22 protein-coding genes and 1 tRNA gene are annotated in these 25,162 nt (G+C 64.1%); 16 read left to right on the forward strand and 7 right to left on the reverse strand.

The genetic code is table 11. The features are described from left to right. Positions 1-130: 130 nt before the first annotated feature. From H578_RS0104180 to tatC, 7 genes are all read left to right on the forward strand, one after another. Entirely contained in the window at positions 131-334 is a 204-nt protein-coding gene (locus tag H578_RS0104180) for a ubiquitin-like protein Pup (RefSeq protein ID WP_022872447.1), read from the forward strand. Between the two features lie 3 nt (positions 335-337). Then, positions 338-1,828, forward strand: coding sequence for a Pup--protein ligase (gene pafA, locus H578_RS0104185; RefSeq protein ID WP_022872448.1), 1,491 nt, complete (start codon positions 338-340; stop codon positions 1,826-1,828). Between the two features lie 79 nt (positions 1,829-1,907). Next, entirely contained in the window at positions 1,908-3,188 is a 1,281-nt protein-coding gene (locus H578_RS0104190; protein WP_022872449.1) for an FKBP-type peptidyl-prolyl cis-trans isomerase, read from the forward strand. Beyond that, positions 3,188-3,589 carry an FKBP-type peptidyl-prolyl cis-trans isomerase gene (locus tag H578_RS0104195; RefSeq protein ID WP_022872450.1) on the forward strand — a complete coding sequence of 134 codons (402 nt, stop codon included), beginning with the start codon at positions 3,188-3,190 and terminating at the stop codon, positions 3,587-3,589. Before H578_RS0104190 ends, H578_RS0104195 begins: the two co-directional genes overlap by 1 nt. Before the next feature lie 27 nt (positions 3,590-3,616). Beyond that, positions 3,617-5,527: a helix-turn-helix transcriptional regulator gene (locus tag H578_RS0104200; protein WP_022872451.1), complete on the forward strand. Its 1,911-nt coding sequence runs from the start codon at positions 3,617-3,619 to the stop codon at positions 5,525-5,527. Between the two features lie 30 nt (positions 5,528-5,557). After that, positions 5,558-5,812, forward strand: coding sequence for a Sec-independent protein translocase subunit TatA (gene tatA, locus H578_RS13215; RefSeq protein WP_022872452.1), 255 nt, complete (start codon positions 5,558-5,560; stop codon positions 5,810-5,812). A gap of 2 nt (positions 5,813-5,814) precedes the next feature. Continuing rightward, positions 5,815-6,645: a twin-arginine translocase subunit TatC gene (gene tatC, locus H578_RS0104210; RefSeq protein ID WP_022872453.1), complete on the forward strand. Its 831-nt coding sequence runs from the start codon at positions 5,815-5,817 to the stop codon at positions 6,643-6,645. A 69-nt stretch (positions 6,646-6,714) separates the two neighbouring features. Here tatC and pepN read toward each other — a convergent pair whose 3' ends face one another. After that, positions 6,715-9,393 carry an aminopeptidase N gene (gene pepN, locus H578_RS0104215; protein ID WP_022872454.1) on the reverse strand — a complete coding sequence of 893 codons (2,679 nt, stop codon included), beginning with the start codon at positions 9,391-9,393 and terminating at the stop codon, positions 6,715-6,717. A 36-nt stretch (positions 9,394-9,429) separates the two neighbouring features. Between pepN and H578_RS0104220 the strand changes: the two genes are divergently transcribed. From H578_RS0104220 to H578_RS0104230, 3 genes are read left to right on the forward strand one after another with little or no spacing between them, the layout of a single operon-like run. Then, entirely contained in the window at positions 9,430-11,052 is a 1,623-nt protein-coding gene (locus tag H578_RS0104220; RefSeq protein ID WP_022872455.1) for a circularly permuted type 2 ATP-grasp protein, read from the forward strand. Continuing rightward, positions 11,046-11,981, forward strand: coding sequence for an alpha-E domain-containing protein (locus H578_RS0104225; protein ID WP_022872456.1), 936 nt, complete (start codon positions 11,046-11,048; stop codon positions 11,979-11,981). Before H578_RS0104220 ends, H578_RS0104225 begins: the two co-directional genes overlap by 7 nt. A 2-nt stretch (positions 11,982-11,983) precedes the next feature. Beyond that, positions 11,984-12,835: a transglutaminase family protein gene (locus H578_RS0104230; RefSeq protein ID WP_022872457.1), complete on the forward strand. Its 852-nt coding sequence runs from the start codon at positions 11,984-11,986 to the stop codon at positions 12,833-12,835. On the opposite strand, the gene H578_RS13220 is transcribed toward H578_RS0104230, so the two are convergent. Then, on the reverse strand, positions 12,819-14,843 hold the full coding sequence (locus H578_RS13220; protein WP_022872458.1) for an acyl-CoA dehydrogenase family protein: 2,025 nt from the start codon (positions 14,841-14,843) through the stop codon (positions 12,819-12,821). The two genes, H578_RS0104230 and H578_RS13220, sit on opposite strands and share 17 nt — an antisense overlap. A gap of 137 nt (positions 14,844-14,980) precedes the next feature. On the opposite strand from H578_RS13220, the gene H578_RS0104240 reads away from it, so the two are divergent. The 4 genes from H578_RS0104240 to H578_RS0104255 all read left to right on the forward strand — a co-directional run bounded on the left by H578_RS0104240 (position 14,981) and on the right by H578_RS0104255 (position 20,125). Continuing rightward, complete coding sequence (locus H578_RS0104240; protein ID WP_022872459.1) at positions 14,981-16,246, forward strand: acetyl-CoA C-acetyltransferase; 1,266 nt, start codon at positions 14,981-14,983, stop codon at positions 16,244-16,246. Between the two features lie 2 nt (positions 16,247-16,248). After that, entirely contained in the window at positions 16,249-17,601 is a 1,353-nt protein-coding gene (locus H578_RS0104245) for a 3-oxoacyl-ACP reductase (protein WP_022872460.1), read from the forward strand. Between the two features lies 1 nt (position 17,602). After that, positions 17,603-18,553, forward strand: a complete 951-nt coding sequence (locus H578_RS13225) for a MaoC family dehydratase (RefSeq protein WP_022872461.1) — start codon at positions 17,603-17,605, stop codon at positions 18,551-18,553. An 87-nt stretch (positions 18,554-18,640) separates the two neighbouring features. Next, positions 18,641-20,125: an NCS2 family permease gene (locus H578_RS0104255; RefSeq protein ID WP_022872462.1), complete on the forward strand. Its 1,485-nt coding sequence runs from the start codon at positions 18,641-18,643 to the stop codon at positions 20,123-20,125. 55 nt (positions 20,126-20,180) lie between these two features. Here the strand turns inward: H578_RS0104255 and H578_RS0104260 are convergent. The 4 genes from H578_RS0104260 to map form a co-directional block, all read right to left on the reverse strand. After that, positions 20,181-20,253, reverse strand: a tRNA-Val gene (locus H578_RS0104260). A gap of 115 nt (positions 20,254-20,368) precedes the next feature. Continuing rightward, positions 20,369-20,542, reverse strand: coding sequence for a hypothetical protein (locus tag H578_RS16165; RefSeq protein ID WP_022872463.1), 174 nt, complete (start codon positions 20,540-20,542; stop codon positions 20,369-20,371). Positions 20,543-20,792: 250 nt separating this feature from the next. Next, positions 20,793-21,650, reverse strand: coding sequence for a polyphosphate--glucose phosphotransferase (gene ppgK, locus H578_RS0104270; RefSeq protein WP_022872464.1), 858 nt, complete (start codon positions 21,648-21,650; stop codon positions 20,793-20,795). Then, positions 21,647-22,570: a type I methionyl aminopeptidase gene (map, locus tag H578_RS0104275; RefSeq protein WP_022872465.1), complete on the reverse strand. Its 924-nt coding sequence runs from the start codon at positions 22,568-22,570 to the stop codon at positions 21,647-21,649. Before map ends, ppgK begins: the two co-directional genes overlap by 4 nt. Positions 22,571-22,608: 38 nt before the next feature. Here map and H578_RS13230 point away from each other — a divergent pair, with 38 nt between their 5' ends. Next, the gene (locus tag H578_RS13230; RefSeq protein ID WP_022872466.1) at positions 22,609-22,833 is read left to right on the forward strand and encodes a hypothetical protein; all 225 of its coding nucleotides are present in this window, start codon (positions 22,609-22,611) and stop codon (positions 22,831-22,833) included. A 47-nt stretch (positions 22,834-22,880) separates the two neighbouring features. On the opposite strand, the gene panB is transcribed toward H578_RS13230, so the two are convergent. Then, a complete protein-coding gene (gene panB / locus H578_RS0104285; protein ID WP_022872467.1) occupies positions 22,881-23,738 on the reverse strand; it encodes a 3-methyl-2-oxobutanoate hydroxymethyltransferase in 858 nt (285 codons plus the stop codon). Between the two features lie 79 nt (positions 23,739-23,817). Between panB and glnA the strand changes: the two genes are divergently transcribed. Continuing rightward, entirely contained in the window at positions 23,818-25,158 is a 1,341-nt protein-coding gene (glnA, locus tag H578_RS0104290; RefSeq protein ID WP_022872468.1) for a type I glutamate--ammonia ligase, read from the forward strand. Positions 25,159-25,162 lie beyond the last annotated feature (4 nt).

Raw genomic sequence — 25,162 nt, forward strand, 5'->3', positions numbered from 1 at the left:
GGTGTGGCCTCTGTGCGCCCGGTGAGGGGACGGCACAGCGGAGACCCTGCGGGAATACCGCAGCCGGCCGATGACCTCTACCATGGGCAGATACCTCGACGGGTTCTCGACGGGTTCAAGGAGACGCAGTATGGCAGCACAGCCGCAGAAGCAGCCGCACCGGTCTGGCGGATCAGACGACGCCGACCAGGCAGACCAGTCCCAGCTGAAGGCCAACCCTCAAGCCACCCAGCGTGCTGAGGAACTCGACTCACTGCTTGATGAGATCGACACCGTCTTGGAGACCAACGCCGAAGAGTTCGTCAAAGGTTTCGTCCAGAAGGGCGGAGAATAAGGCGTGGACCGTCGCGTCTACGGCGTCGAAACGGAGTTCGGCATCACTCACCGGCCCACCGCGGGCCGGGGCCTACCACCCGATGAGCTGGCCCGCTATCTCTTCCGTCCGGTCGTGGACTTCGGCCGCAGTTCGAACATCTTCATCCCCAATGGTGCCCGGCTCTACCTCGACGTCGGCTCCCACCCGGAGTACGCCACCGCCGAGTGCGCTGATCTCATCGACCTCATCGCCCAGGACCGGGCGGGCGAAGCCATCATGCATGACCTCGCCGTGGAGGCCGAGCGGCGCATTGCCGCCGATGGCTTCACCGGCCAGATCTGGGTGTTGAAGAACAACGTGGACTCCGCTGGGAACTCCTACGGCAGCCACGAGAACTACCTCATTCCGCGCACCACCCACTTCCGGCGGCTCTCCGGGATCTTGCTGCCGTTCTTGGTCACCCGCCAGATCCTCGTCGGCGCCGGACGGGTTGTCCCCAGCGACGATCAACGTCCAGCCCACTACGCGTTCTCTCAGCGGGCGGATCACATGTGGGAGGGCATCTCCTCGGCGACCACTCGGTCGCGGCCGATCATCAATACCCGCGACGAGCCCCACGCCGATGCTGCAGCACACCGGCGACTCCACGTCATCGTCGGTGATTCCAATATGTCGACGACGACGTCGCTGCTGCGTTACGGCTCCACAGACCTGGTGCTGCGCATGATTGAAGCGGGTGTGCCGATCGGTGATTTTGAACTGGAAAACCCCATCGGGGCAATCCGGCACATTAGCCACGACATCACCGCACGGGCCGAGGTCCGCATCCGCGGCGGAGAGACGATGACCGCGGTGCAGATCCAGCGCGGCCTGTTTGAGCGGGCTCAGCGGTTCGTGCGTGAACACGGAGCCCACCACGATCACGTCGAAACCGTTTTGGAACTGTGGGAGCGGACACTGACCGCAGTGGAGACCGGGGAACACGCGCTCATTGACCGGGACATCGACTGGGCGATCAAAAAACGGCTCGTCGAGGATGTCGCCAACGCCCGTGGTCTGGGCTACGACCACCCGCGCCTCGAGCAACTCGATATGGCCTACCACGACGTCAACCCCGAGCGGGGACTTTTTCACCTACTGGTCCGTCGGGGGCGGGCAACTGACATCCTCAGCGCTGAACACGTCCGGCAGGCGATGATGACTCCGCCGCGGACCCGGGCGGCGGTGCGCGGCGAGTTCCTCTCCACAGCTCGGGCTTTCGGTGCTGAAGCCACCGTGGACTGGGTGCATCACAAACTGGTGGACCGTCCGCTGGAAGCAGTGATGGTCAAAGACCCCTTCGCCCCTGAAGACGCGCGAGTTGAGGCTCTGCTGGACAAACTCGGCGATCGCCGCACCCAGCTGCGGGAAGTCAGTGCGGAAGAACGCCGTCGCAGTGGTGTCTGCCCGGCGCTGACTGATCGGTACGTGCTGGTCTCCGGTGGCACCACCGAGGACCCACCGGTGATCTGAATCCCGCGGCTATGGTCTGAGACACATCTGGTGCGCGGCGAGGTGCCGTGTTCAGCCGGACGCGGTACAGTTCCCTGCGATGCCTACTGCACGTACCACCACCAGAACCCTGGCGCTGAGCGCCGCCGCTGCCCTCATCCTCACCTCCTGTGGCGACGCCGCCGGGGAGGGGCAGGGTGACACCGATGCCCTCTCCGGGATCGAGATCAACCATTCCGAGGATGGCGCCCCCGAAGTCCTCCTCCACGACGCGGTGGAAACTGACGAGTACTCCACCCGGGTGGTCAATGAAGGTGACGGTGATGAGATCGAGCCCGGCCAGGTGGTCGGGATCCAGCTCGCCGCCGTGGACCCTGAAGAGGGCGGTGTTCTCCAGCACACCTATGACATGCCCATCTCCGAGCTGATGTGGGTCGCTGACCCCGAGGCAGAGGAGGACGACGAGGACGAAGCTGCCCCGCCGAACCCACTGCTGGCCCTCCAGGAGACTTTCGGCATGGGTGGGGTGACCGTCGGCAGTGACCTGGCGTTCTACGTGCCCGCTGACCCGGAAGCCGGTGCTGCCACCGAAGAGCTCTACGCGGTGCACATCAACGAGCACTACCCACAGCCCTACGCCACCGGTGAAGAAGAAGAGCAGTCCGGGGAGCTGCCCGAAATCGACAGCACCGAAGGTCAGGCTCCTGAACTCACCGGCCACGATGGCGATGAGGACGCTCCGGAGGAACTGGTCTCCGAGGTGCTCATCTCCGGTGATGGGGACGAGATCGAAGCCGAGGACTACCTCTACGTCCAATACCGCGGATGGCGTTGGTCTGACGGAGAAATCTTCGACGAGTCCTGGAGTGAGGAGGAAGAGGGCCCCGTTGACTTCGCCCAGTTCTCCCTAGACCAGGTCATCGAAGGCTGGACCGAGGGCATCCCGGGCCACCGTGTGGGTGACCGAGTCCTGCTGGTGATTCCCGCCGAACAGGCTTACGGGGAAGCCCCCGAAGAGGACGAGGACGATGACAACGACGACGAACTGGCCGGTGAGCCGCATGAACTCGCCGGAGAGACGCTCATTTTCGTCGTCGATATCTTCCACCGGATCGACGGGGAGACCCTCGATGAGGTCCAGGCCCAGCAGGCTCCGCCGGAGCAGCAGCAGCCTGAACAGCCCGACTTCACCGATATGTCGGACGAGGAACTCGAGGACTTCGCCGATCAGATGGGCATGAGTGTCGAAGAGCTCGAAGAAATGCTCGGGCTCGACGCTCCCGACGAGGAGGATGCCGACGGCGAGGATGACGAGGCCGAGGACGAGGCTGACTCCGATAACGCCGACGATGAGGCCGACACCGGTGAGGAGGACGAGTGATGTCATTCGGCCAGCGCAATTACGACCGCAGCCGCCCCGAGATCGACTTCCCCGGTGACACCCCGCCGGAGGAACTCGTCATCGAGGAACTCATCCCCGGCGGGGGGCCCGCTGTGGAACCCGGCGATCAGGTGTCCTGCCACTACGTGGGTGTTGCGTGGTCCACCGGTGAGGAGTTCGACGCCTCCTGGAACCGCGGCCAGCCATTGGACTTCACCGCCGGGGTCGGGCAGGTGATCCCCGGCTGGGATCAGGGCCTCATGGGCATGCAGGAGGGCGCGCGGCGTCGTCTGGAAATCCCGCCCCACCTCGCCTACGGAGAAGCCGGAGCCGGGGGAGCGATCGGCCCGAATGAAACGCTGCTGTTCGTCGTCGACCTTGTCAGCGTGCGCAAAGGCTGAACACCACCACACCAAGGGGGAGCCACTGTGGGGTCTGAACCGGCCGAGGACGTCAAACAGGATGTCCGCGCCGATACTGGTGTGGCCCGGGCACTATCGGTGGCCAAGACGATTCTCGACGCCGGCCAGGCCGGACTGACCAAGGAGCAGATCCGACAACGGGTCGAGTTTTACCGCGACGCCGCCCGCGAAGGCCAGGACTTCGAGAGCTGGGACCGGCAATTCGGCCATGACAAGGCCTACCTGCGGGCCTCTGGGGTCCCCTTGCCGGAACCGAGTCCGGAAGACAACCGGTACCGGATCGACCCAGAGGAATACGGGCTGGCCGATTTGCACTTGACTGCCGCCGAGCGGCTTGCGCTGCACCGGGCCCAGCTGATCTTCGCCAACAGCAATATCCGCGGGCTCGACCACGCTCTCTGGGCACTGAACCCGGGAGCCGAACCTCCGCGCGATGACGAGTCCCCCGAGGCACTGCAGGCCTCCATCGGTTCTGACACGGAGATTGAACGGCTGATGCAGATTGCTCGCATCGGCATGCGCCAGCCGGTGCGCTTTGACTACACCTCCCGGGGCAAATTGCACGCTGAGACACGGCGGGTCATCACCCTGGGCACCGGGGCCCGCGGGCACTGGTATCTGATTGGCCATGATCTCGACGCCGGTGAGATACGTACTTTCCGGCTAGACCGCATCCGGGAGAAGGTCACCTCCCTGGCACTTCAGGACGAAGAGGACCGCCGGCAAGCTGAGCGCATCGCCACCGGGCAGGACTACGCTGATGTTGACATCGCAGCGGTGGTGGAAAAGCTCCCGCACACCGAATCCCGGCAGAGCGTGCTCGAAGGCGCGTTCACCGCTCATCAGGGTCCGGCTCCGACCCGCCCTAAGCTGCGGCCGGTAACTCCTGGGCGAATCACCGACGCCGCCGAGGCGAAAGTCGACCGGGTCATCAATATGGCCGCCTACCTGCTCTCCAGCGGTGGGGCCCGGCCCAGCGAACTGATGCGTCGCTACGGCATCAGTGACAAACAGCTACAGCGGGATCTGCTCAGCCTGCAGCAGACTGGAACCTTCACCTCCCAGTTCGGGGAGTTCACCGACGTCGAACCCATGCCGCCGCTGACGGTCGAAGAGTTCCGCACCGAATATCTCGCTGAGGATCCCGTCATTACCCTCACCGACCCTGGAGGACGCTCCGCGGAGGCGATGTCCCGGCCGGTGTCATTGACCAAACCCGGCGCACTCGGACTGCTCATCGCGCTCAAGGCGCTGATTGATGTGTGCCCGCCCGGAGAAGATGAGATCGTCGCCGCGGCGGAATCGCTGCAGCGCAAACTCACAGCGATCGTGCCGGAGAAGCTCAGCCAGGCCGCCGAGACGATGGCGCTGGCCCGCACCCCGGCTGATGCGCGGGTGCTGGCGGCAGCCCGTTCTGCCATCCACGACGGTACGTGCCTGCACATCGAGTACACCGACGCTGAAGGTCGCCACTCATCCCGGGTCATTGAACCGGTTCAGGTGGTCTACGACGGTCCCGACACCTATTTGCGGGCCTGGTGCCGTCAAGCGGAGGCGGAACGGTTCTTCCTGCTCTCACGTATCGATAGCATCGAGGCGTTGCCTCACCAGCGCCGTGGTCGCCAGGCCGAACACGTGGAACTGACCGATGCGGTGCGACCCACCCCGCCGCGGACTGAGGACGCCGTGGATGTTGTGCTGCGCTTCGCGCCGGCGGCAGCTGGCGTGGCCGAGCGTTTCCACCCCCAGCGGGCGGCATGGGAATCAGACGGCGCCCGAGTGATCGCCACCTATTTCCGCTCCGAGGAAGCCCTCATACGCCGGGTCATCGAATCCGGTGGTGACATCGAGGTCCTCGCCCCTGAGACCCTGCGGACTGAAGTGCTCCGCCGAGTCTCAGCACAGCTTCTGGGCTAGACTGGTTCGGACCACGAAAGGAACAGTGCTATGGGACTTCAAGGCTGGCAGTGGGCGATCATCGCCCTCATCATCCTCCTGCTCTTCGGTGCGCCCAAGCTGCCGAAGCTGGCACGGTCCGTCGGTGAGTCCATGCGGATCTTTAAATCCGAGGTCAAGACGATGCGCGACGACGGCGGCAACGAGGGTACCGACGCCTCCGACCCCACTGCCGTCGAAGGGCGGGTGGTCGACCCCACCGCACCGGAGGGCAGCCACGACCCGCGGCGTGACCACCAGACGTAAGCATGGTCACCGCGGCTGAGGAGAAGCCCAGGAAGAAGAAACGCCGCAAGCGCAAAGATCCCGAGGGGACGATGTCCCTGCGGGAACACCTGCGGGAACTGCGGCGCCGGTTCATCATCGCCGCAGCAGCTGTTGTGCTCGGCTCCGTGGTGGGTTTTGTCCTCTACGACGAGATGTTCTCCCTGCTCGCCGATCCGGTTCTCGCCTACTCCGGAGGCGAGGACGGTCGGATGACCGAGATCGCCTTCAACGCAGTGGGTCAGCCACTGGACATGCTGATCCGGATGTCGCTTTTTGTCGGCGTCGTCGTCTCTTCCCCAGTGTGGCTCTACCAGATCTGGGCGTTCATCATGCCGGGCCTGAAGAAGACTGAGAAGCGCTATGCCATCGGGTTTATCGCCGCCTCCGTGCCCCTGTTCCTCAGCGGCATCTTGCTGGCCTACTTGGTGCTGCCGCAGGCGATCCGATTCTTCTTCGGACTGAATCCGGAAGGCACCTCCAACTTCATCGCCCCGGATATTTACTTCACCTTCGTGCTGCACCTGTTCCTAGCCTGCGGGATCGCCATGGTTCTGCCGGTCATCCTGGTGGGGGTCAACATGATGGGTCTGGTCTCCGCCCAGCAGATCCTGCGCTCCTGGCGGTGGGTGGTCATGCTCATCGCCGTGATGTCCGCCATTGCTGCACCGGGCGGGGAGATCGTGACGATGTTCCTCATCATGGCGCCACTGACCGTCTTCTTCGGGGTGGCGATCCTGCTGTGCTTCCTCAACGACCGGCGCCGGGCCAAACGAGAACAACGGGAACGCGAAGAACTGCTCGGCAGCGCCTGAACCCGTTGCTGAACGATTTTCGTGGTGACCCGGTGCTGGAGCAGATATTCCTCCCGCCCCCGCTGGGTCTCAGCGGCTGCGGGCGGTCTGCTGAGCCCGTAGCGCCCGGAGCAGGTGGTCCTGTTCTTCAAGGATGATCCGCCGCAGCGCCCGGGGGCCCGGGTTCTCATCCAGCCAGTGTGCCGTCATTTCCACCACCGGGTGGTCTGCCGGGTCCTGGCCGGGGGAGAGGTCCTGAACCGCGGGGAAGAGACCGCGCACCACACGGGTGGCCTGGCCCTGGGTCATCGCCTCCCACACCTGAGTCAAGGCGCTGAAATAGCGCGTTTCGTAGCCGGATGTCAGCCCCGTGGGGTCATCGGTATAACCGGCGATGAGCGCGGAGAGGTGATCGTTGGAAAGTTCGGCGCCGTCGTCGTCGGTTCCTGTCAACGCTTGCTGGAGGAGCTGTTCTTTCCGTCGGGCATCGGGAAGGGCAGCACTGGCCCGACGGTGGGCGATCTTCGCCCGGGTGGTGGTCTGCTGTTGCAACGCGGTGTCGAGCTGGTCGGCAGTGACCCGCCCGTGTGCGGCCAGGGCGGTCAGGAAGGCCCACCGTAGTTCCTCGTCGACATCGAGACCGGCAATCCCTAACTCCTCGGCCCGCCCATCGAGTAGATCTGCCAGCAGGTCCAGTTGGCTGCCGTGGCGCACTGACAACGAGGCCAGCGTACGTGCCACTGCCCGCTGGGTGTCCCCGCCGTCGGCCTCGGTGAGGAACTCCGCTAGCCGAGCGGCGAACCGGGTTTGAATCTCCCGGCGGTGCTCGGCGGGAGTGTAGCGTTCAGCGGCCAGATCCGCCTGACGCAGCAGCGTGGTCACCACAGAGGCCTCAGGCACCTGCAGACCTAAGTGCATCACCGCGTCGACGAAACGGCGGGCCGAAAGCTCGCCGTCGCGCACCATGGACCATAGTGCTGCCCATACTGTGGCTCGACCCAGGGGATCGGCCAGCGGGTAGCTCAAGGCCGCGGCTACGGAGTCGGCATCGAGACTGAGCTTGGCGTAGGTGAGGTCCTTCTCATTGGGCAGGATCAGTCGTGGCTCGGCCGAATCCGGCAACCACAGCCCGTCGATCTGGGTCAGACCGCCCTCGGCATCTGCGGGCAGTTCTGCTGGCACCGACGAGTGCAGCACTAGCTGGTCACCGTCGAGCACATAGAGCCCAACCTCGATGACGTGCGGGCGGGCGACCTCCTCCCCAGTGGTCGGGTCGATGCCGCTTTGCCGGATAGCCAGCCGGGTTCCGTCGGTCTCCACACTGAGCACAGGGATCCCGGAGGTTTGCAGCCAGGCGGCGGCCCAGGAGTGCATATCCCGTCCGGTGACCTCTTCCAAGACTCCGAGGAAGTCGGTCAGTGAGGCGTTACCGAAGGCGTGGCGGGCGAAGTACCGCCTGGAAGCCTCCCGGAAAGCATCCTTGCCTGCATAGGCTGCCAACTGTTTCAGCACACTGGCGCCCTTGGCGTAGGTGATGCCGTCGAAGTTCTGGTCGGCGGCTTCAAGGTCCGGGATATCGGCGACGATCGGGTGAGTGGTGGGCAACTGGTCCTGGACATAGGCCCAGCCCTTGCGACTGTTGGCGAAACTCGTCCAGGCCGTGGTGAAATCGGTGGCCTCGTCCACGGCCAGAGTGCCCATGTAATCGGCGAAAGATTCCTTCAGCCACAGGTCGTCCCACCAGCCCATGGTCACCAGGTCACCGAACCACATATGCGCCATCTCATGCAGGATGGTGTTGGCCCGGTTCTGATGCTGGGCTTCGGTGGCTGCAGTGTCGAAGATGTAGGACTCCGTGAACGTCACCAGTCCGGGGTTCTCCATGGCCCCGAGGTTGTACTCCGGGACGAAAACCTGGTCGTACTTACCGTTGGCCCCGCCGCTGCGACCCCACGGGTAGGGGTAAGCGAACTCGTGGTGGAAGAAGTCCAAGCCCTGTTTGGTGACAGTGAAAATCTCCTCGGCATCGAGGTGCTCGGCCAAAGCGGCCCGGCACAGCAGAGTGAGGTCGACGTCGAAAGCTTCCTCACCGGGCACCCCACCGGTCCAGGTATCGGTGACGGTGACGTAGGGTCCGGCCAGCAGCGCGGTGATGTAACTGGAGAGCACTTCGGTCTCGGCGAAACGCACTCGCACCAATCCGACGCCGTCGAGACCTTCAGCCTGCCCGGGAACCTCCTCACGGGCAACTTCCCGACCGTTGGAGCGCAGTTGCCAGGTCTCCGGGCCGGTGATGGAGAAGCGGAACCGGGCTTTGAGATCGGGTTGATCGAAGACGGGAAAGACCCGGCGGCAGTCGGCCGGCTCGTACTGGGTGTAGAGGTAGACCGCTCCGTCCTGCGGGTCGGTGAACCGGTGCAGACCCTCCCCGGACCGGGAATATTTCGATGTGGAAGACACCTCAACCGTGTTTTGCCCCTCGACCAGACCCGGCAGTGCGATCCTCCCGGTGGTGACGTGCTCGGCCGGGTTGAGTTCCTCGCCGTTGATGATGAGCGTTTCGACTGAAACACCGATGTAATCCAGAAATGGCACACTTCCGGCACCGGCCGCGGCGTCGAAGGATAACTCCACCCTGGTGTGTACCGGGTAGGTGGTGGCCCCTTCCGCTGCGGCCCGGGACAGGTCGACGTCTACGGCATAGGAGGAGACGGTGATCGCCGCAGCGCGCCGGGCAGCATCCTCACGGGTCAGATTTGTCTCAGTCATGGAGCTATCTCATCACAATGTGCAAAGGTAAGGACTATGGCTGACCTCTTCGCCGGGTATGCGCAGGCTATGGAGCAGTCCACTGCCTTCGACGAGATGTTCACCCGCCACGGCACCCTCCGGGAGGATTACAGGCGGGTCCACGACGTGCTGCAGTCACTGACCCTGGCCGATGTCACCGCCCGGGCGGAGACCATGTCACGGACCTTCCTCGACCGCGGGGTGACCTTCGACTTCGCCGGCGAGGAACGGGCGTGGCCGCTCGATGTTGTCCCACGGATCATCCCAGCCGGGGAGTGGGATCGCCTCTCGGCGGGAGTGGCGCAACGGGTCAAAGCCCTGGAGTGCTTTCTCAACGATGTCTATGACCGGATGGAGATCGTCCGCGACGGGGTGCTGCCCCGCTCACTCATCACCACCAGTGCCCACTTCCACCGGGAGGTTTACGGCTTCGGCACCCCCGGTGGGGTTCGGGTGCACATCTCCGGGATCGATCTGGTCCGTGACGATACCGGTGAGTTCCGCGTGCTCGAAGACAACGTCCGGGTCCCCTCTGGTGTCAGCTACGTGCTGGAGAACCGGCGCGCTATCGCCAAAGGGCTTCCCGAAGCCTTCGCTGGGGCCGGGATCCGCCCCGTGGAGGAATACCCCCGTCGGTTGTTGTCGGCCCTGCGTAAAACCGCGCCGGAAGGCGTGGATGACCCCACCGTGGTGGTCCTCACCCCCGGGGTGTATAACTCCGCTTACTTTGAGCACACTCTGCTGGCGGGAATGATGGGGGTAGAGCTGGTCGAGGGCCGGGACCTGCTCTGCCGGGGCGATCGGGTCTACATGCGCACCACCGAAGGTCAGCAGCGGGTCGATGTCATCTACAAACGTCTCGACGACGATTTCCTCGACCCCCTGCAGTTCCGCGCTGACTCCATGCTGGGAGTTCCCGGGCTGGTCAACGCCGCCCGCGCCGGCCACGTCACCATCGCCAATGCAGTGGGCAATGGTGTGGCCGATGACAAACTCATCTACACCTACGTTCCAGAGATCATCCGGTACTACCTGGGCGAAGAACCCATCATCCCCAATGTGGACACCTACCGGTTGGAAGAGCCGGAGGCCCGCGAGGAGGTCATGGACCGGCTCGAGGAGCTGGTGGTCAAACCTGTGGACGGCTCCGGCGGCAAGGGTCTGGTTATTGGGCCGGCTGCGACACGTGAAGAGCTCGAAGCCCTGCGGCAGAAGATCCTCACTGACCCGCGCGGTTGGATCGCCCAACCGGTGTTACAACTCTCCACCGTTCCCACTCTGGCTGAGGACACCTTCGGACCGCGGCACGTGGACCTGCGTCCCTTTGCGATCAATGACGGAGAAGACGTGTGGGTCCTGCCCGGCGGACTGACTCGCGTGGCCCTGACCGAAGGTTCCCTGGTGGTCAACTCATCCCAGGGTGGCGGGTCCAAAGACACCTGGGTCATGGACCCCGAGGCTGACAGTGCCGAGGAATCCGCCAGCCGAGCGGTGCCGTGGCGGTGGGGACGCCGACGTCGCACGGTTCCCAGAGTCTGGCCCAGCACCTACGAGACCTCTCGCCGCCTCACCGAGGAGTACGACGAACAGCAACAGCAGCGGAACCAGCAGGAAGACCAAGGGGGCCACCCGTGCTGAGCCGTATCGCTGAGTCCCTGTTCTGGATTGGCCGCTATGTGGAACGCGCCGACGGCACCGCTCGTATCCTTGATGTCCACCTCGAACGGCTTAACCAGTTGCCGGTGCATGAACAGCGCACCGTCTCCGCTAACCTGCTGGCCGTGATGGGCGCCTCCACCGGAGAGGAGGACGACGACGTCGCGGGGCTAAAAGATCTGCTGACTCGCCTGGCCTTCGACCTCAGTCAGCCCAACTCGATCGCCGGGGCGCTCTCTGCCGCCCGGGAGAACGCCCGCCGCGCCCGTGAAACGGTCTCCGCCCCGGTGTGGGAGTCACTGAACGCTACATGGAACGGGCTGACCGGTCACCGGCAGGACGTGGTAGGTACCTACCGGTTTTGCACCTGGGTGATTGAACGCACCGCCACGGTGCAGGGCCTGGCCGACTCTACGATGAGTCGGGATGATTCCTGGCAGTTCCTCTCCTTGGGGCGGTCCCTGGAGCGGGCGGATATGACCGCGCGGATGCTCGCCACGGGGGATGAGGACGCCTTCAAGCTTTCCTGGGCGAATATGCTGCGTTGCGCCGGTGCCTATGAGTCTTTTCTGCGGAGTCGGCGTGCGGCGTTCGGGGATTCTTTCGCCGTGGAGTTTCTGTTGCTGGATCGGCTCTTCCCCCGGTCGGTGGTTTCCTCACTTCGGCAGGTGGAGGCCGCCTTGATCGCCCTGGATCCCGAATACAGCCGCACCGGGAAGATGGATGCAGCTCGCCGGCTGGTGGGTCAGGCGCGTACATTCTTAGAGTTCCACCACACCGATGATCTGATGGGGGAGTTGCCCGAGCATCTTGAGCGGGTCCAGGCGGCCTGTTCGGGCGCCTCGGACGCCATCACCGCGAAGTACTTCTATCGGGCGAGCGACCACGCCTGGACTGGGGAGAAGGTGTAACCATGGCCCGCCTGTACGTCGAACACGTCACCACCTACCGGTACGACGAACCGGTGACCGTCTCCTACAACGAGGCCCGGATGACTCCGCAGACCGATGCCGCACAGGTGGTCCTCGACACTGAGCTGCGTATCCGCCCCCACGCCACCACCGACTCTTTCTACCGGGATTATTGGGGCACCAAGGTGCACGTCTTTGACCTGCACACCCCTCACGATGAGCTGACCATCACTGCCAGCGCCACCGTTGAGGTACACCGCACGGAGAAGCAGCACGAGGCCGAAGATCTGCTCGACTGGCACGAGCTGAGCGAATCGGAGATCTTCGAGGACTTCAGCGACTACCTGCCGCAGTCCCGGCTCTCCGAACCCGGGGATGAGCTGAGCCAGGCGGCTGCGGAACTGGCTCGGGGGAAAACCCCGCACCAGACCGCGCACGCGGTGTTCTCCTGGCTGCGCCAACAGATGGAGTACCAGCCCGGCACAACCGGGGTGCACTACAACGCCGCGGCCTCGTTCGCCGAGCGGCGTGGGGTCTGCCAGGACCTCTCCCACGTGGCGATCGGGGCCCTGCGCAGCCTGGGTCTACCCGCCCGCTATGTCTCCGGCTATATTCACCCGAACCCCGAGGCTGGGATCGGTGCGGCGGTGGAGGGACAGTCCCACGCCTGGTTGGAGTGGTGGGACGGCCGGTGGCACACCTGGGATCCCACCAATCACCAGCCCGCCGGGGAGTACCACATCCTGGTGGGCCGCGGCCGGGATTACCACGACGTCACTCCCTTTAAGGGGATCCTCTCCGGGGGTGGGACCACAGAGCTCGACGTCGAGGTCACCATTACGCGGCACGCTTAGCCAATACGATCCTCTCCTCCACCGGCGCCTGGGCTGAAGCGCGCAACCGGCGGTAGTATTCCTCGGCTTCGTGCTGCCGTTGTGCCTCGGCCTCTGTGGTCAGCTCCATGCGGAGGTGTTCAGGCTGGTAGCCGAAGGCATCCACGACATCCTGCACATGGGGTCGCAGTCGAGCCAGGAGCCGGTTGATGTAGGGACCGAGGGTCCTTGCCCGCTGTGCGGAGATCCGCCCGTGGCACAGGTACCAGCTGAGGTTGGCTTCCACTCGAGTCAGAGCGTAGAGATCCCGCAGCCAGGTGAGGACCTCGGCGGTGCCGGCGTCGTCGACCTGACTCAGCGCCTCCGTGAAGGACTCCCACAGCAGCAGGTCTGCATGGGCTTTCGCCGCCTCGATGAGCTCGCTCTGGTGGGCATTGAACACCGCCGCCCGCTCCGTGCTGGAGAGCTTGGTAGCATGCCGTAACTCTCCGGCGAGGTCTGCGACCATCTGGCGGACTCGGGAGCTGAGCAAACTTCGCTGCACAGTGGTCTGTTTGAACCAGTTGGCACTGCGGCGCTCATCCCCGGTGTCCTGCACCGACTGGAGAGTCCGGCGCAGGCCGAAGCGGTGCATTACTGCGGAACCGGCAGTGGAGGCGACATAGTTCGCCATAGCGGCCACATCGGCGTCGGCGAACTCTGCGGCATAGTCGGTCAACAGGCGTTTGGCCACCAGTTGTAACAGCACGTGGTTATCGCCTTCGAAGGTGACCCAAATGTCAAGGTCCGCACGCAGGCTGGTCAGCCGGTTTTCGGCCATGTATCCGGCTCCACCGCAGGCTTCGCGGGCAGCCTGCAGGGTCTCCACCGCGTGCCAGGTGGCGATGGGTTTCACCGCGGCAGCCAAGGTTTCTAGCTCCTGGCGGTTCTCCTCGGAGTCGTCCCGCCCGGAGAGAACGTCATCGAGTTTGGCGAGTAGTTTCTCGTGGGCGAAGCTGATCGCCAAGGTGGCGGCCAGCCGGGGGATGAGCCGGCGTTGGTGGAGCTGATAGTCCAACAGCACCTCTTCCTGAGTGCTGGAGGTCGCGTGGAATTGCCGGCGGGCGTTGCCGTAGGTCACCGCACCGATGAGGGCGAGTTTGGCAGCCGCCGACGCCGATCCACTCAGTGAGACCCGCCCCTGCACCAGAGTGCCCAACATGGTGAAGAATCGGCGGCCAGGGGAGGAGATCGCCGAGGAGTAGGTGCCGTCGGCGTCGACATCGGCATACCGGTTGAGCAGGTAATCGCGTGGGATCCGTACATGATCGAAGCGGAAGCGGCCGTTATCCACCCCGTTGAGACCGCCTTTGAGACCGTCATCGGTGATGGTGATCCCGGGTAGGGGCTCCCCGTCGTCGTCGCGGATGTGCACATAGAAACAATGCACCCCGTGGTTGACTCCTCTGGTGATGAGCTGGGCGAAGACCACAGCGTCTTTGGCGTCCTCCGCCGCGTTGCCCAGGAACCGTTTGGTCGCGGCGGTGAAGGGGGTATGGATGATGAACTCTTCGGTGTCGACGTCGTAGGTCGCGGTGGTGCCGAGGGAGGAGACATCTGAACCGTGGCCCATCTCGGTCATCGCGAAGGCCCCAGGGATGCTTAAGTCCATGATGCCCGGCAGCCAGCGTTCATGGTGGTGGGTCGAACCCAATTGCTGGACCGCAGCACCGAAGAGCCCGAACTGCACCCCGGCTTTGATCTGCAGGGAGGGGTCGGCAGTCACCAGTTCTTCGAAAGCGGCGATATTGGCCCCGGGGGCCTCACTACCGCCGAAGCGCCGGGGAAAGGCCCGGTGTACGGCGCCGGCGGTGACCAGACCCTGTAGTTGGTCACGGACCCGCTGGCGGTGCTCATGGAGGGTCAGTCCCGGCACGGAGTGGAACTGTTCATCGGTGAGGGTTGCGCGGGTGGTCAGACGGGTCTGTGCCCAGCGCCCCAACAGAAGACGCTCGAGGCTCTGGGGATCGACGGTGGGTTCCTCCGCCATGGTTCTCTCCTGACGTGTGATGACACACCGCATCTAGTGATGCAGCTCACACCTAGTGTAAACTACTCATCAGTAACGAATCTAGACGCGCTGTCGCCGGCAGCCCACCCAAGACCCGCTGCAGGAAGAGTGATCCCATGAGTTCCAGCCCCAGCACACCCCGCGAAGCCCTCATCCTCGGCGGTAACCGCATCCCCTTCGCCCGAGCCCACGGCCCCTATGCCGCTGTCTCCGCCCAGGACATGCTGACCGCCACGTTGGAGGGACTCATCGCCCGTTTCGGTCTACAGGGTGAACGTCTCGGTGCCGTCGGCGGGGGAGCGGTCCTTAAACACCCCCGGAACTTCAACCTGGTCCGCGAATCTGTACTGGGCACCGCCTTGGACCCCACCACCCCGGCCTATGACGTCCAGATGGCGTGTGCCACCGGTATGGAAGCCATCGGCTCAGTCGCCGATAAGATCCGACTGGGCCGCATCGATTCCGGGGTCGGCTGCGGAGCGGATTCCATCTCCGATGCGCCGATCGTCGTCACCGATGAACTGCAGGCAGTGCTGATGAAAGCCTCCCGCGCCAAGACAGCCGCCAGCCGATTGGCCGCCCTGTCCACACTGCGCCCGGGCCACCTGCTGCCCCAAGCCCCGGGAGTCGATGAGCCGCGCACCGGGATGTCCATGGGGGAACACATGGCGGTGACTGCCCACCGTATGGGCATCAGCCGTGAAGACCAGGACGCCATCGCCCTCGCCAGTCACCGTCGTCTCGCCGCCGCCTACGACGCCGGCTTCTTCGATGACCTCATCACCGCCTTCCGATCAGTCACCCTAGACACCATCCTGCGGCCGGACACCACCGCGGAAAAGCTCGCCGGACTCGACCCGGTCTTCGGCAAGGACCTCGGCGAGGAGGCGACCCTGACTGCCGGAAACTCCACCGCCCTGACCGACGGGGCAGCCGCAGTGCTGTTGAGCTCGCAGGATTGGGCAGAAGAACACAACCTGCCGGTGCTGGCCAGCTTCCTCGACTACGAACAGGCCGCCGTGGACTTCGTCGACGGCGCAGAGGGGCTCCTCATGGCTCCGGTCCAGGCAGCCGAACGCTTACTACGCCGGCATGACATGCAACTGGAAGATTTCGAATACGTAGAGATCCACGAAGCTTTCGCCGCCACCGTGCTGGCCCACACCACCGGCTGGGAAGAGCGCGGCCTGGGACGCGCCGATCCCGAACGCATCAACGTAGTGGGCTCATCCCTGGCCGCTGGGCACCCCTTTGCCGCGACCGGCCCGCGCATCGTCGCCACGACGGCGAAGCTCCTGCACGGTCAGCCCGGTGCCCGGGCCCTGATCTCAGTCTGCGCCGCCGGAGGCCAAGGCATCACCGCAATCATCGAAGGACGGTAGTCATGGACACCTACACCCAGTTTGCCAACAGCATGGTGGGACAGCAGCTCACTAAAACCCTGGGTCTGCCCCAGCCGGCGGTGCTGCGCCGTTACGACCCAGACACACCTCTGCTTCCAGGACCGGTGGTCCTCCTGGGGGCCTCCTCCGCCTCAGAGGCCGTGGCCGAACACTTACTTCAGTGGGACCTTGACGTCCGCCGCCACGTAGCACCGAACGAGCGCATCGCCGGCATCGTGGTGGTCCTTGATACCGTCGCCACTCCAGGGGACCTGGGCAGCACCGTCCTGGAGCTGGGGAGCCTACTGCGCCAGCTCACACCCTCGGCCCGAGTCGTGATCGTCTTCAGGGACCCGGGCGGCAGCGAAGACCCAGCCACCCGAGCCGCCCGACAAGGCATCGAAGGGTTCACCCGATCGCTGGCCAAAGAAATGCGCCACGGCGCCACGGCCAACGGGCTGGTACTCCACGAATCTCTCGATGCCTCCGCGCCCAGTGTCGCCGGTGCCCTGCGCTTTGTCCTCTCCGGACGCTCCGCATTCGTCTCCGGACAAGTCCTCCGCGTCTCCACCGTCAATGGAGCACTCCCGGGAGACTGGAAGCGGCCCCTGGAGGGAAAAGTCGCCGTCGTCACCGGTGCTGCCCGCGGCATCGGAGCCGCCATCGCCACAGTATTGCACCGCGACGGGGCGCAGATCATCGGTGTTGACGTTCCCGCCGCCGGAGAATCCCTCGCCGAGGTCATCAACTCAGTCTCCGGCACCGCACTCCAGGTGGACATCACCAGCCCCGAAGCCGGTCAGCGCATCCTCCAGCACGCGGAGGAACGTTACGGCCGCCTCGACGTCGTCGTCCACAACGCCGGCATCACCCGGGACAAGCTGCTGGCTAATATGGACCACCACCGGTGGGACTCCGTGCTCGCTGTCAACATCGAATCCCAGTTACGGATCAACCACGACCTCCTCGCCTCTGAGCTGTTCTCCCGACCGGAGAAGGGCTCGGGGCCGCGGATCGTATCCCTGGCATCGACCTCCGGTATCGCCGGGAACCGAGGCCAGACCAACTATGCGGCCTCCAAGGCAGGGGTCATCGGGATGGTGGCGGCAAGCGCTGCCCAACTGGAGTCCCGGCACGGCACGATCAACGCGGTGGCGCCCGGGTTCATCGAAACGGAGATGACGGCGAAAATGCCTGCCTTGCCACGGGAGGTCGCCCGCCGGCTGAGTTCACTCAGTCAGGGTGGCCAGCCGGTTGATGTCGCCGAGACAGTTGCCTTCCTGGCATCCGACGCGGCCGGGGGAATCAACGGGGAGACCCTCCGGGTCTGCGGGCAGAACCTGGTGGGAGCCTGAGATGGTCACCAGGATCGAGCTTCCCCAGCTGGGACGCCTGTACCGTCACGCCGCCCTGGACGATGCCCGTCGACGGATCACCGGACGCAGCGCTGAAGGGGGGCTTCCCGAAGAACCCGTGCTGGTCCGGCATCCCGGGATTTCGGTGGACAAGGCAGACCAGTACCGGGCGCTGATCGGCTCAGAAGTCATCGATGGCGTCCACCGGCGGGCAGTGCCCTCAGTGCTGGTCCACATTGCGGTCTTCCCGGTTCACGTCGCGCTCATGACCCAGGACTCCTCCCCGCTGCCGCTGATGGGAATGGTCCACTTGGCCAATGACGTCACGTGTCACCGGCCGGTGTTGCCGGCTGAACCCTTCCAGATTTTGGTGTGGGCGGAGAATATGCGCCCCCACCGCCGTGGCACTCAATTGGATGTGGTCGCTGAGGTGTACCCAGAAACCGCGGATGTGGAGGCCGCCGGAGCCCAGACGCTGTACCGAGGTGTCTCGACGTATTTAAGCCGGGGTGTCTATGCGGCCGGGCACGTGGAGCCAGATGAGGCACGTGGTGCTGGCGGGACCTCAGAATCCCCACGAGGATCAGAGGCGCCAGTGGGGGAGAAGACCGGTCTGTGGAAGCTTGGCGCTGATGCCGGTCGGAAATACGCTGCTGTCTCCGGGGACTACAATCCCATCCACCTCTCTGCTGTGACAGCCCGTGCACTGGGGATGCCGCGACCGATCGTCCACGGGATGTACTCGGCCGGGCGGATGCTCGCCGGACGGGAACCGGAGCAGGCAGGCCACCGGTGGACCATCACCTTCGGGGCCCCTGTCCGGCTGCCCGGCACTGTGGCCTTTTCCGCGAAGCAGCTGGCCGAATCCCACTGGCGGTTCACCGGGTGGCATCCACGGAAGAAACTGCAGCACTTCAGGGGGGAATTGCACCTGCTGACTGAGCACCGGTGAGGCCCCGGTGGGAACAGTCGCGTTTGGAAGGCACTGTGTCCGCGGTCAGTCGCCAGAGGGGCGCCAGCAGCGATAGAGTTCCCTCTCGTGAGTTTGGGATCTTCCACAGCAGAGCAGAGCAACCACGAGTCCACCCCGCGCGGGTGGCTAGACCGCTACTTCCACGTCACCGAACGCGGTTCCACCTATGGTCGGGAAATCCGGGGCGGGTTGGCGACGTTTTTGGCGATGAGCTACATCATCGTCCTCAATCCGCTCATCATCGGGGCGGCGGCTGACTCCACGGGTCAGTACCTCGGGGGAGGGACGGAACCAAACCTGCCCGCCGTGGCTGCGGCGACCTCGTTGATTTCCGGTGTGTTGACCATTGTGATGGGGGTGCTCGGCAAATTCCCCATGGCGGTGTCGTCGTCGTTGGGACTGAGTGCTTTCATCACCTACGGCATTGTGGTGCTGCCGGGGATGACATGGGCCGATGCGATGGGGCTAGTGGTCATCGAAGGTGTCATTCTGCTCATCCTGGTGCTTACCGGTTTCCGCTCGGCGATCTTCAATGCTGTCCCCACACCGCTGAAGACCGCGATCAGCGTGGGCATTGGGCTGTTCATCGCGCTGATCGGCATGATGAACGCCGGGTTCATCCAGAACACCGGTGGTACCGGGCTGGAACTCGGTGTGGACGGATTCGTTTTTGGGTGGCCGCTGCTGATCTTCCTGGTGGCACTCTTTGCGCTGTTCGTGATGTGGTCAGCCCGGGTGCGCGGTGCCATCCTCTACTCGATCGTCGGGGCCACCGTGCTGGCCATCACACTGGAGTCAGTGCTGCGGGTGGGGCCGGCCAGCGAAGACCAGCCCTATGGGTGGGACCTCACCGTGCCGACCCTGGATCAGGAATGGTTCACTCTGCCGGACTTCTCCCTGCTGGGGGAGTTCAACCTGCTCGGCTCATGGCAGAGCATCGGTATTGTGGCCGCGACCCTGCTGGTCTTCACACTGCTTCTGGCGAACTTCTTCGACCTGCTCGGCACCATGGTGGGAGTCTCTAACGCCGGTGGCATCCGGGATAGCCGGGGCGAGATCCCGTACTCGAAGCGCATTATGGTCTCCGATGCCATCGGCACGATCGGCGGAGGGATGGGCTCGACCTCGGTGAACTCCGGTTTCATCGAGTCCACCGTGGGTGTCGGTGACGGTGCCCGCACTGGGCTGGCCAACGTGGTCACCGGGACACTCTTTCTTGCCACGATCGTGCTGGCACCACTGGCTGCGGTGATTCCCACGGAGGCGGCTTCGGCCACTTTGGTGCTCGTTGGTTTCCTCATGATGCAGCAGATCGTGCGCATCGACTGGAAAGACGTCGAAATGGCCATTCCCGCGTTCATGACCGTGGTCATCATGCCGTTCAGTTACTCGATTACCAATGGCATCGGCGCCGGGTTCATCACCTACGTCGTCATCAAGGTGCTGCGTGGTAAGTGGCAGGAAGTCCACCCGCTGATGTATGTCACCGCGGTGATGTTCGTGTTGTACTTCGTCTCCGGACCGATCCAGGACGCCCTCGGCGTCAGCTGACCGGTCAGCCTGCCCCGGTATCGGTGGAAGCTTTAAAGCCTGGGTGTCATGTATGTGGGCCCTGCCGGGATCGAACCGACGACTCTCGCGGTGTAAACGCGATGCTCTACCAGCTGAGCTAAAGGCCCGTGCACCAATGGGGACCATCCCATCCGGCACGACTATCCACTATAGAACACAAAGGCGCCGGGGCCGATCCTGCCAGGGATCAGTACCGGCGCCGTGCGGCGGAGAAGGCAGTGCTCAGAGGCTCAAGCCGGTGAAGTCCCGGGGGCCCCGCATCCGAGCAGCCGCCTGGCTGGCGCGGATGTCGCGCTCGCGGCGGTCGGCGGCGGCGTTGAGCATTGCGAGGATGCGGTGGTTGGCGTCACTCTTTGCGCTGCGGTTCTTGAAAATCTTCTGCTTCAGTACGGTCATCGGTGCGTCCTTCAGTGTGGTAAGTGGTTTGTCCTTTCGCGAGCGTCCAAGCGGTCGCTGCGCAGGAAGAACCTCGACCGTACCCGAAACATTCCTGTAACACCGAGTTTACATGGCAACTGTGAGTGAATTCACAGGCTATATGTGACGACAAACACCACCGGGTGATTCATGACACACCAGTCGCGCTAATAACATATTCCGCCCCATGAAAACCAGCATCACGTGACGGGGGTCTCACGAGGGGATCTCACCGAAGTGCATCAGCTGCGCGAGCCTGCTCAGCCGCATACAGTGCGGCACCCACGATGCCCGCGTTATTGACCAGTTTGGCGGGCACGACGTCGGCGCGTAGCCCAGTCACATACGGCAGGAAATCGTCACTGCGTCGAGAGACGCCTCCACCGATGATGAATTGATGCACCGGCTGAATGCGCCAAATATAGGCTAGATACCGGCGGAGAACTTCTCCGTATTCGTCCCACGGCATATCGGCACGCTCGCGGGCCGCCGCAGAAACCTTTTTCTCCGCCGCCACGCCTTCGAACTCAGCGTGGCCCAGTTCAGAGTTGGGCACCAGCACACCGTCATGCACAATCGCGGTCCCTACCCCTGTACCGAGGGTGACCATCATCACCGTGCCGGGCTGACCGACTCCTGCCCCGTAACGGACTTCGGCTAAGCCGGCGGCGTCGGCGTCGTTCAATGTAGAGATCCGCCCCGGCAGGTGCTTGAGCAGGGCATGGGCATCGCACTCGATCCACGAAGGGTCGATATTCGCCGCTGAGAGCACCACATTGTCGATCACAATCGCCGGGAACGTCACCCCCACCGGTGGCACATCCTCCACAGGGGCCTCGTCCCGGCTGCGCAGCTCAGCCAAAATCTGCTCCACGACACCGGCTACTGCCTGCGGTGTGGCCGGTTTCGGGGTGTCCACCCGGAATCGTTCGCCCACCAGTTCACCGGTGGTCAGGTCCACGATTCCGCCTTTCATCCCGGTACCACCGACATCGATGCCGATGGCCTTCTCCGGTAGGGCATCCACCGCGGCAGATCCAGGAGCGATCACACGGGTGGCGAGGGAACGTGCTTCAGGGTGCGTCATGCGGAGGCTCCAGAGGATGAGGTGGCCTGGCTGGACTGGTCACTGGGCAGGGTGAGGATCTCGGCGCCGTCGTCGGTGACGACCAGCGTGTGTTCGAACTGTGCGGTGCGTTTGCGGTCCTGGGTCACCGCGGTCCAGCCGTCCTCCCACAACTCGAAGTGCCGGGTGCCCAAAGTCAGCATCGGTTCGATGGTGAAGACCATGCCCGGTTCCATGGGTTGGGAGTACTCGGGGGCGGCGTCGTAGTGAGGAATGACCAAACCGGTGTGGAATGCCGGACCAGTGCCGTGGCCGATGAATTCCCGCACCACCCCGTAGCCAAACCGTTTGGCGTAGGACTCGATGGCCCGCCCGATGACGTTGATTGGTCGGCCCGGCTTCACCGCGCGGATACCGCGCATCATCGCCTCGTGGGTACGTTCCACCAGCAACTGTGACTCCTCATCCACGGTGCCGACCAGAAAGGTCACATTGTGGTCCCCGTGGACTCCGTCGAGGTAGGCGGTGATGTCCAGGTTCACAATGTCACCCTCGGCCAGCACTGTGGAATCCGGGATGCCGTGGCAGATGACCTCATTGACAGAGGTGCAGATGGACTTGGGGAATCCGCGGTAGCCCAGGCACGAAGGGTAGGCCCCACGGTCGATGAGGTACTGGTGGGCAAAGGCGTCCAGCTCATCTGTGGTGACCCCGGGGGCAATCAGCTCACCAGTGGCCACCATGCAGTCAGCGGCCAACTGCCCGGCACGGCGGATCCGCTCGATGGTCTCCGCATCGAAGGCGTCAGGCCCGGTGTATTTCGGTGGGGCATCCCGGCCCACATAGTCCGGTACGGCGATGTGGTCGGGGACTGTGCGCTGTGGACTCAGGGTGCCTTTGGTGAGCGTGCCGATGGGGGCGTTCTTCGCCGGAGTGACCATGTGTACAGCCTATCGAGTGTGGCGCGTACTCTGATCCCATGAGCACCGAATACTGGTACAACCTACGCACCGGGACAGTGGAGAAGGGGCCACAGTCGTCCTGGCAGCAGCTGCTGGGACCGTATAAGAGCTACGCCGAGGCCGCCGCGGCCCTGGACCGCGTCCGGCAGAACAACGAGCGGTGGGATGACCAAGACAAGGACGACGACGCCGGGTTTCTCGGTTTCATGCCCCGCGATGATGACGAGGACACGTCGCCTTAAGCGGGCCCGCGTTCTTCACCGGTTTCAACCGCACCAGCAGCTCGGTTTCAGAAGCTGTGTTCCTCGCCGGGGAAACGTCCGGTCACCACATCTTCACGGTAGGTCGCCACCGCCTGGGTCATCACTGAGCGCAGATCCGCGTACTGCTTGACGAACCGCGGCACCCGCCCGGAGTTCAGACCCAGCATGTCCTGCCAGACGAGAACCTGCCCGGTGGTGGCCGACCCCGCTCCGATGCCGATGGTCGGTACCCGCAGCGTGCGGTCCACCTCGGCGGCAACCTCGGCGGGAACCATCTCCATCAACACACTGAAGGCCCCAGCGTCCTGGAGAGCGACGGCGTCGTCGATCACTTTCTGCCGCGCTTCACCCCGCCCCTGGACTCGGTAGCCGCCCAAAGCGTGCTCGGATTGCGGGGTGAAGCCCACATGCGCCATCACAGGGATACCCGCGGAGACCAGCGCCTCGACGTGCCCAGCTAGCGACGCATCGCCTTCGAGTTTGACGGCCGCGACGCCGGCTTCTTTGAGAAAGCGCACAGAGGTTTCCACTGCCTGCTGCGGGGAAGATTCGTAGGAACCGAAGGGTAAATCCACCACGACCAGTGCGCGTTGGGCCCCGGCCACCACCGAGGTGGCGAAGACCAGCAGCTCATCGACAGTGATGGGCAGGGTCGTCTTACGACCCATCACTACGCTGGAGGCCGAATCGCCCACCAGAAGGACCTCCACACCGGCCTCGTCAAAGACGGCAGCGGTCATCGCGTCATAGGAGGTCAGCATGGCAAAACGCTCCGAGGCGTCCTTGAACCGCTGGAGGTGATGGGTGCGGATGCGGCGTGGTCGGTGGGTCGCATCGTCCTGCCCCGCACCGGTGTATGGGGGTGTCTGCTCGGCAGATGACATGCTTCTTACAGTAGCGCCTCACCGGTAAGCGTTAGAGTGGTCACGGCGTCGACAAGCACTTCTCAGGAGGCCTTTGAGCATGGACCGTCAGCAGGAATTCGTACTGCGCACCATCGAGGAGCGTGACGTCCGTTTCGTCCGCCTGTGGTTCACCGACGTCGTCGGGTCCCTGAAGTCGGTGGCGCTGGCCCCCGCGGAAGTCGAAGCCGCGTTCAGCGAAGGCCTGGGCTTCGACGGGTCCTCCATTGAGGGGCTGTCCCGGATCTTCGAATCCGACATGCTGCTCAAACCCGACCCGTCCACCTTCCAGATTCTGCCCTGGCGTGGCGATGAGGAACCCACCTCCCGGATGTTCTGCGACATCCTCACCCCGGACCAGGAACCGGCAGCCGGGGACCCCCGCAATGTGCTGCGCCGTCAGCTCGACGCGGCCGCGGAGATGGGGTTCACCTGCTACACCCACCCGGAGGTGGAGTTCTACCTGCTGGACTCTGAACAACCAGACGCCAATGGCCAGCCGGTGCCTGCCGACCGGGCCGGGTACTTCGACCACATCACCGGCAAAGTCGCCCAGGACCTGCGCCGCCACACGGTCAATATGCTGGAGGCGGCCGGGATCTCCGTGGAGTTCAGCCACAACGAGGTCGGCCCGGGCCAGAACGAAATTGACCTGCGCTACGCTGACGCGTTGACCACCGCGGATAACATCATGACCTTCCGCACGGTGGTGAAGGAAGTGGCCCTGGCTCACGGCAAGTTCGCCACCTTCATGCCCAAGCCGTTCTCCGAGCACCCCGGTTCGGCCATGCACACGCATTTCAGCCTCTTCGAAGGCGATACCAACGCCTTCTACGCGCCAAACGCCGAGTACAACCTCTCCACTACGGCCCGGCAGTTCATCGCCGGAGTGTTGCACCATGCTGCGGAGATCACCGCGGTGACCAACCAGTTCGTGAATTCGTATAAGCGGCTCTGGGGCGGGGGAGAGGCACCCAGTCACATCTCCTGGGGGCACAACAACCGCTCGGCCCTGACCCGAGTCCCGCTGCATAAGCCCACCAAGGGCGGTTCTGCCCGTGTGGAGTTCCGCGGCATCGACTCAGCAGCCAACCCGTACTTGGCCTACGCCGTGGTCATCGGAGCTGGGTTGAAGGGCATTCAGGAAGGCTACGAGCTCTCCGAGCCGATCAGTGAAGACGTCTGGAGCCTGACGACCGCCGAACGCAAAGCACTGGGGATCAAACCCCTGCCCGGCACCCTGCACGATGCGATCCGCCAGATGGAGGACTCCGAACTGGTCGCCAGTGTGCTCGGTGAGCAGGTCTTCGACAATTTCCTGCGGAACAAGCAGCAGGAATGGGATGGTTACCGCGTCAACGTCTCCCCCTATGAGGTCCAGCAGTACCTGGGTGCTGTCTGAACCG

It is taken from the genome of Nesterenkonia alba DSM 19423, from assembly GCF_000421745.1.
Lineage (GTDB): Bacteria > Actinomycetota > Actinomycetes > Actinomycetales > Micrococcaceae > Nesterenkonia > Nesterenkonia alba.

What these genes read in the sequence shown, in the direction of transcription:
- H578_RS0104190 (WP_022872449.1), top strand. Translation starts at nt 1,908, where the DNA reads ATGCCTACTGCACGTACCACCACCAGAACCCTGGCGCTGAGCGCCGCC.
- map (WP_022872465.1), bottom strand. Translation starts at nt 22,570, where the DNA reads ATGGTCACTCCGGCGAAGAACGCCCCCATCGGCACGCTCACCAAAGGC.
- H578_RS0104195 (WP_022872450.1), top strand. Translation starts at nt 3,188, where the DNA reads ATGTCATTCGGCCAGCGCAATTACGACCGCAGCCGCCCCGAGATCGAC.
- H578_RS0104245 (WP_022872460.1), top strand. Translation starts at nt 16,249, where the DNA reads ATGGACACCTACACCCAGTTTGCCAACAGCATGGTGGGACAGCAGCTC.
- H578_RS13230 (WP_022872466.1), top strand. Translation starts at nt 22,609, where the DNA reads ATGAGCACCGAATACTGGTACAACCTACGCACCGGGACAGTGGAGAAG.
- H578_RS0104230 (WP_022872457.1), top strand. Translation starts at nt 11,984, where the DNA reads ATGGCCCGCCTGTACGTCGAACACGTCACCACCTACCGGTACGACGAA.
- pepN (WP_022872454.1), bottom strand. Translation starts at nt 9,393, where the DNA reads ATGACTGAGACAAATCTGACCCGTGAGGATGCTGCCCGGCGCGCTGCG.
- H578_RS0104180 (WP_022872447.1), top strand. Translation starts at nt 131, where the DNA reads ATGGCAGCACAGCCGCAGAAGCAGCCGCACCGGTCTGGCGGATCAGAC.
- ppgK (WP_022872464.1), bottom strand. Translation starts at nt 21,650, where the DNA reads ATGACGCACCCTGAAGCACGTTCCCTCGCCACCCGTGTGATCGCTCCT.
- H578_RS0104220 (WP_022872455.1), top strand. Translation starts at nt 9,430, where the DNA reads ATGGCTGACCTCTTCGCCGGGTATGCGCAGGCTATGGAGCAGTCCACT.
- panB (WP_022872467.1), bottom strand. Translation starts at nt 23,738, where the DNA reads ATGTCATCTGCCGAGCAGACACCCCCATACACCGGTGCGGGGCAGGAC.
- tatA (WP_022872452.1), top strand. Translation starts at nt 5,558, where the DNA reads ATGGGACTTCAAGGCTGGCAGTGGGCGATCATCGCCCTCATCATCCTC.
- H578_RS16165 (WP_022872463.1), bottom strand. Translation starts at nt 20,542, where the DNA reads ATGACCGTACTGAAGCAGAAGATTTTCAAGAACCGCAGCGCAAAGAGT.
- glnA (WP_022872468.1), top strand. Translation starts at nt 23,818, where the DNA reads ATGGACCGTCAGCAGGAATTCGTACTGCGCACCATCGAGGAGCGTGAC.
- H578_RS13225 (WP_022872461.1), top strand. Translation starts at nt 17,603, where the DNA reads ATGGTCACCAGGATCGAGCTTCCCCAGCTGGGACGCCTGTACCGTCAC.
- H578_RS0104240 (WP_022872459.1), top strand. Translation starts at nt 14,981, where the DNA reads ATGAGTTCCAGCCCCAGCACACCCCGCGAAGCCCTCATCCTCGGCGGT.
- tatC (WP_022872453.1), top strand. Translation starts at nt 5,815, where the DNA reads ATGGTCACCGCGGCTGAGGAGAAGCCCAGGAAGAAGAAACGCCGCAAG.
- H578_RS13220 (WP_022872458.1), bottom strand. Translation starts at nt 14,843, where the DNA reads ATGGCGGAGGAACCCACCGTCGATCCCCAGAGCCTCGAGCGTCTTCTG.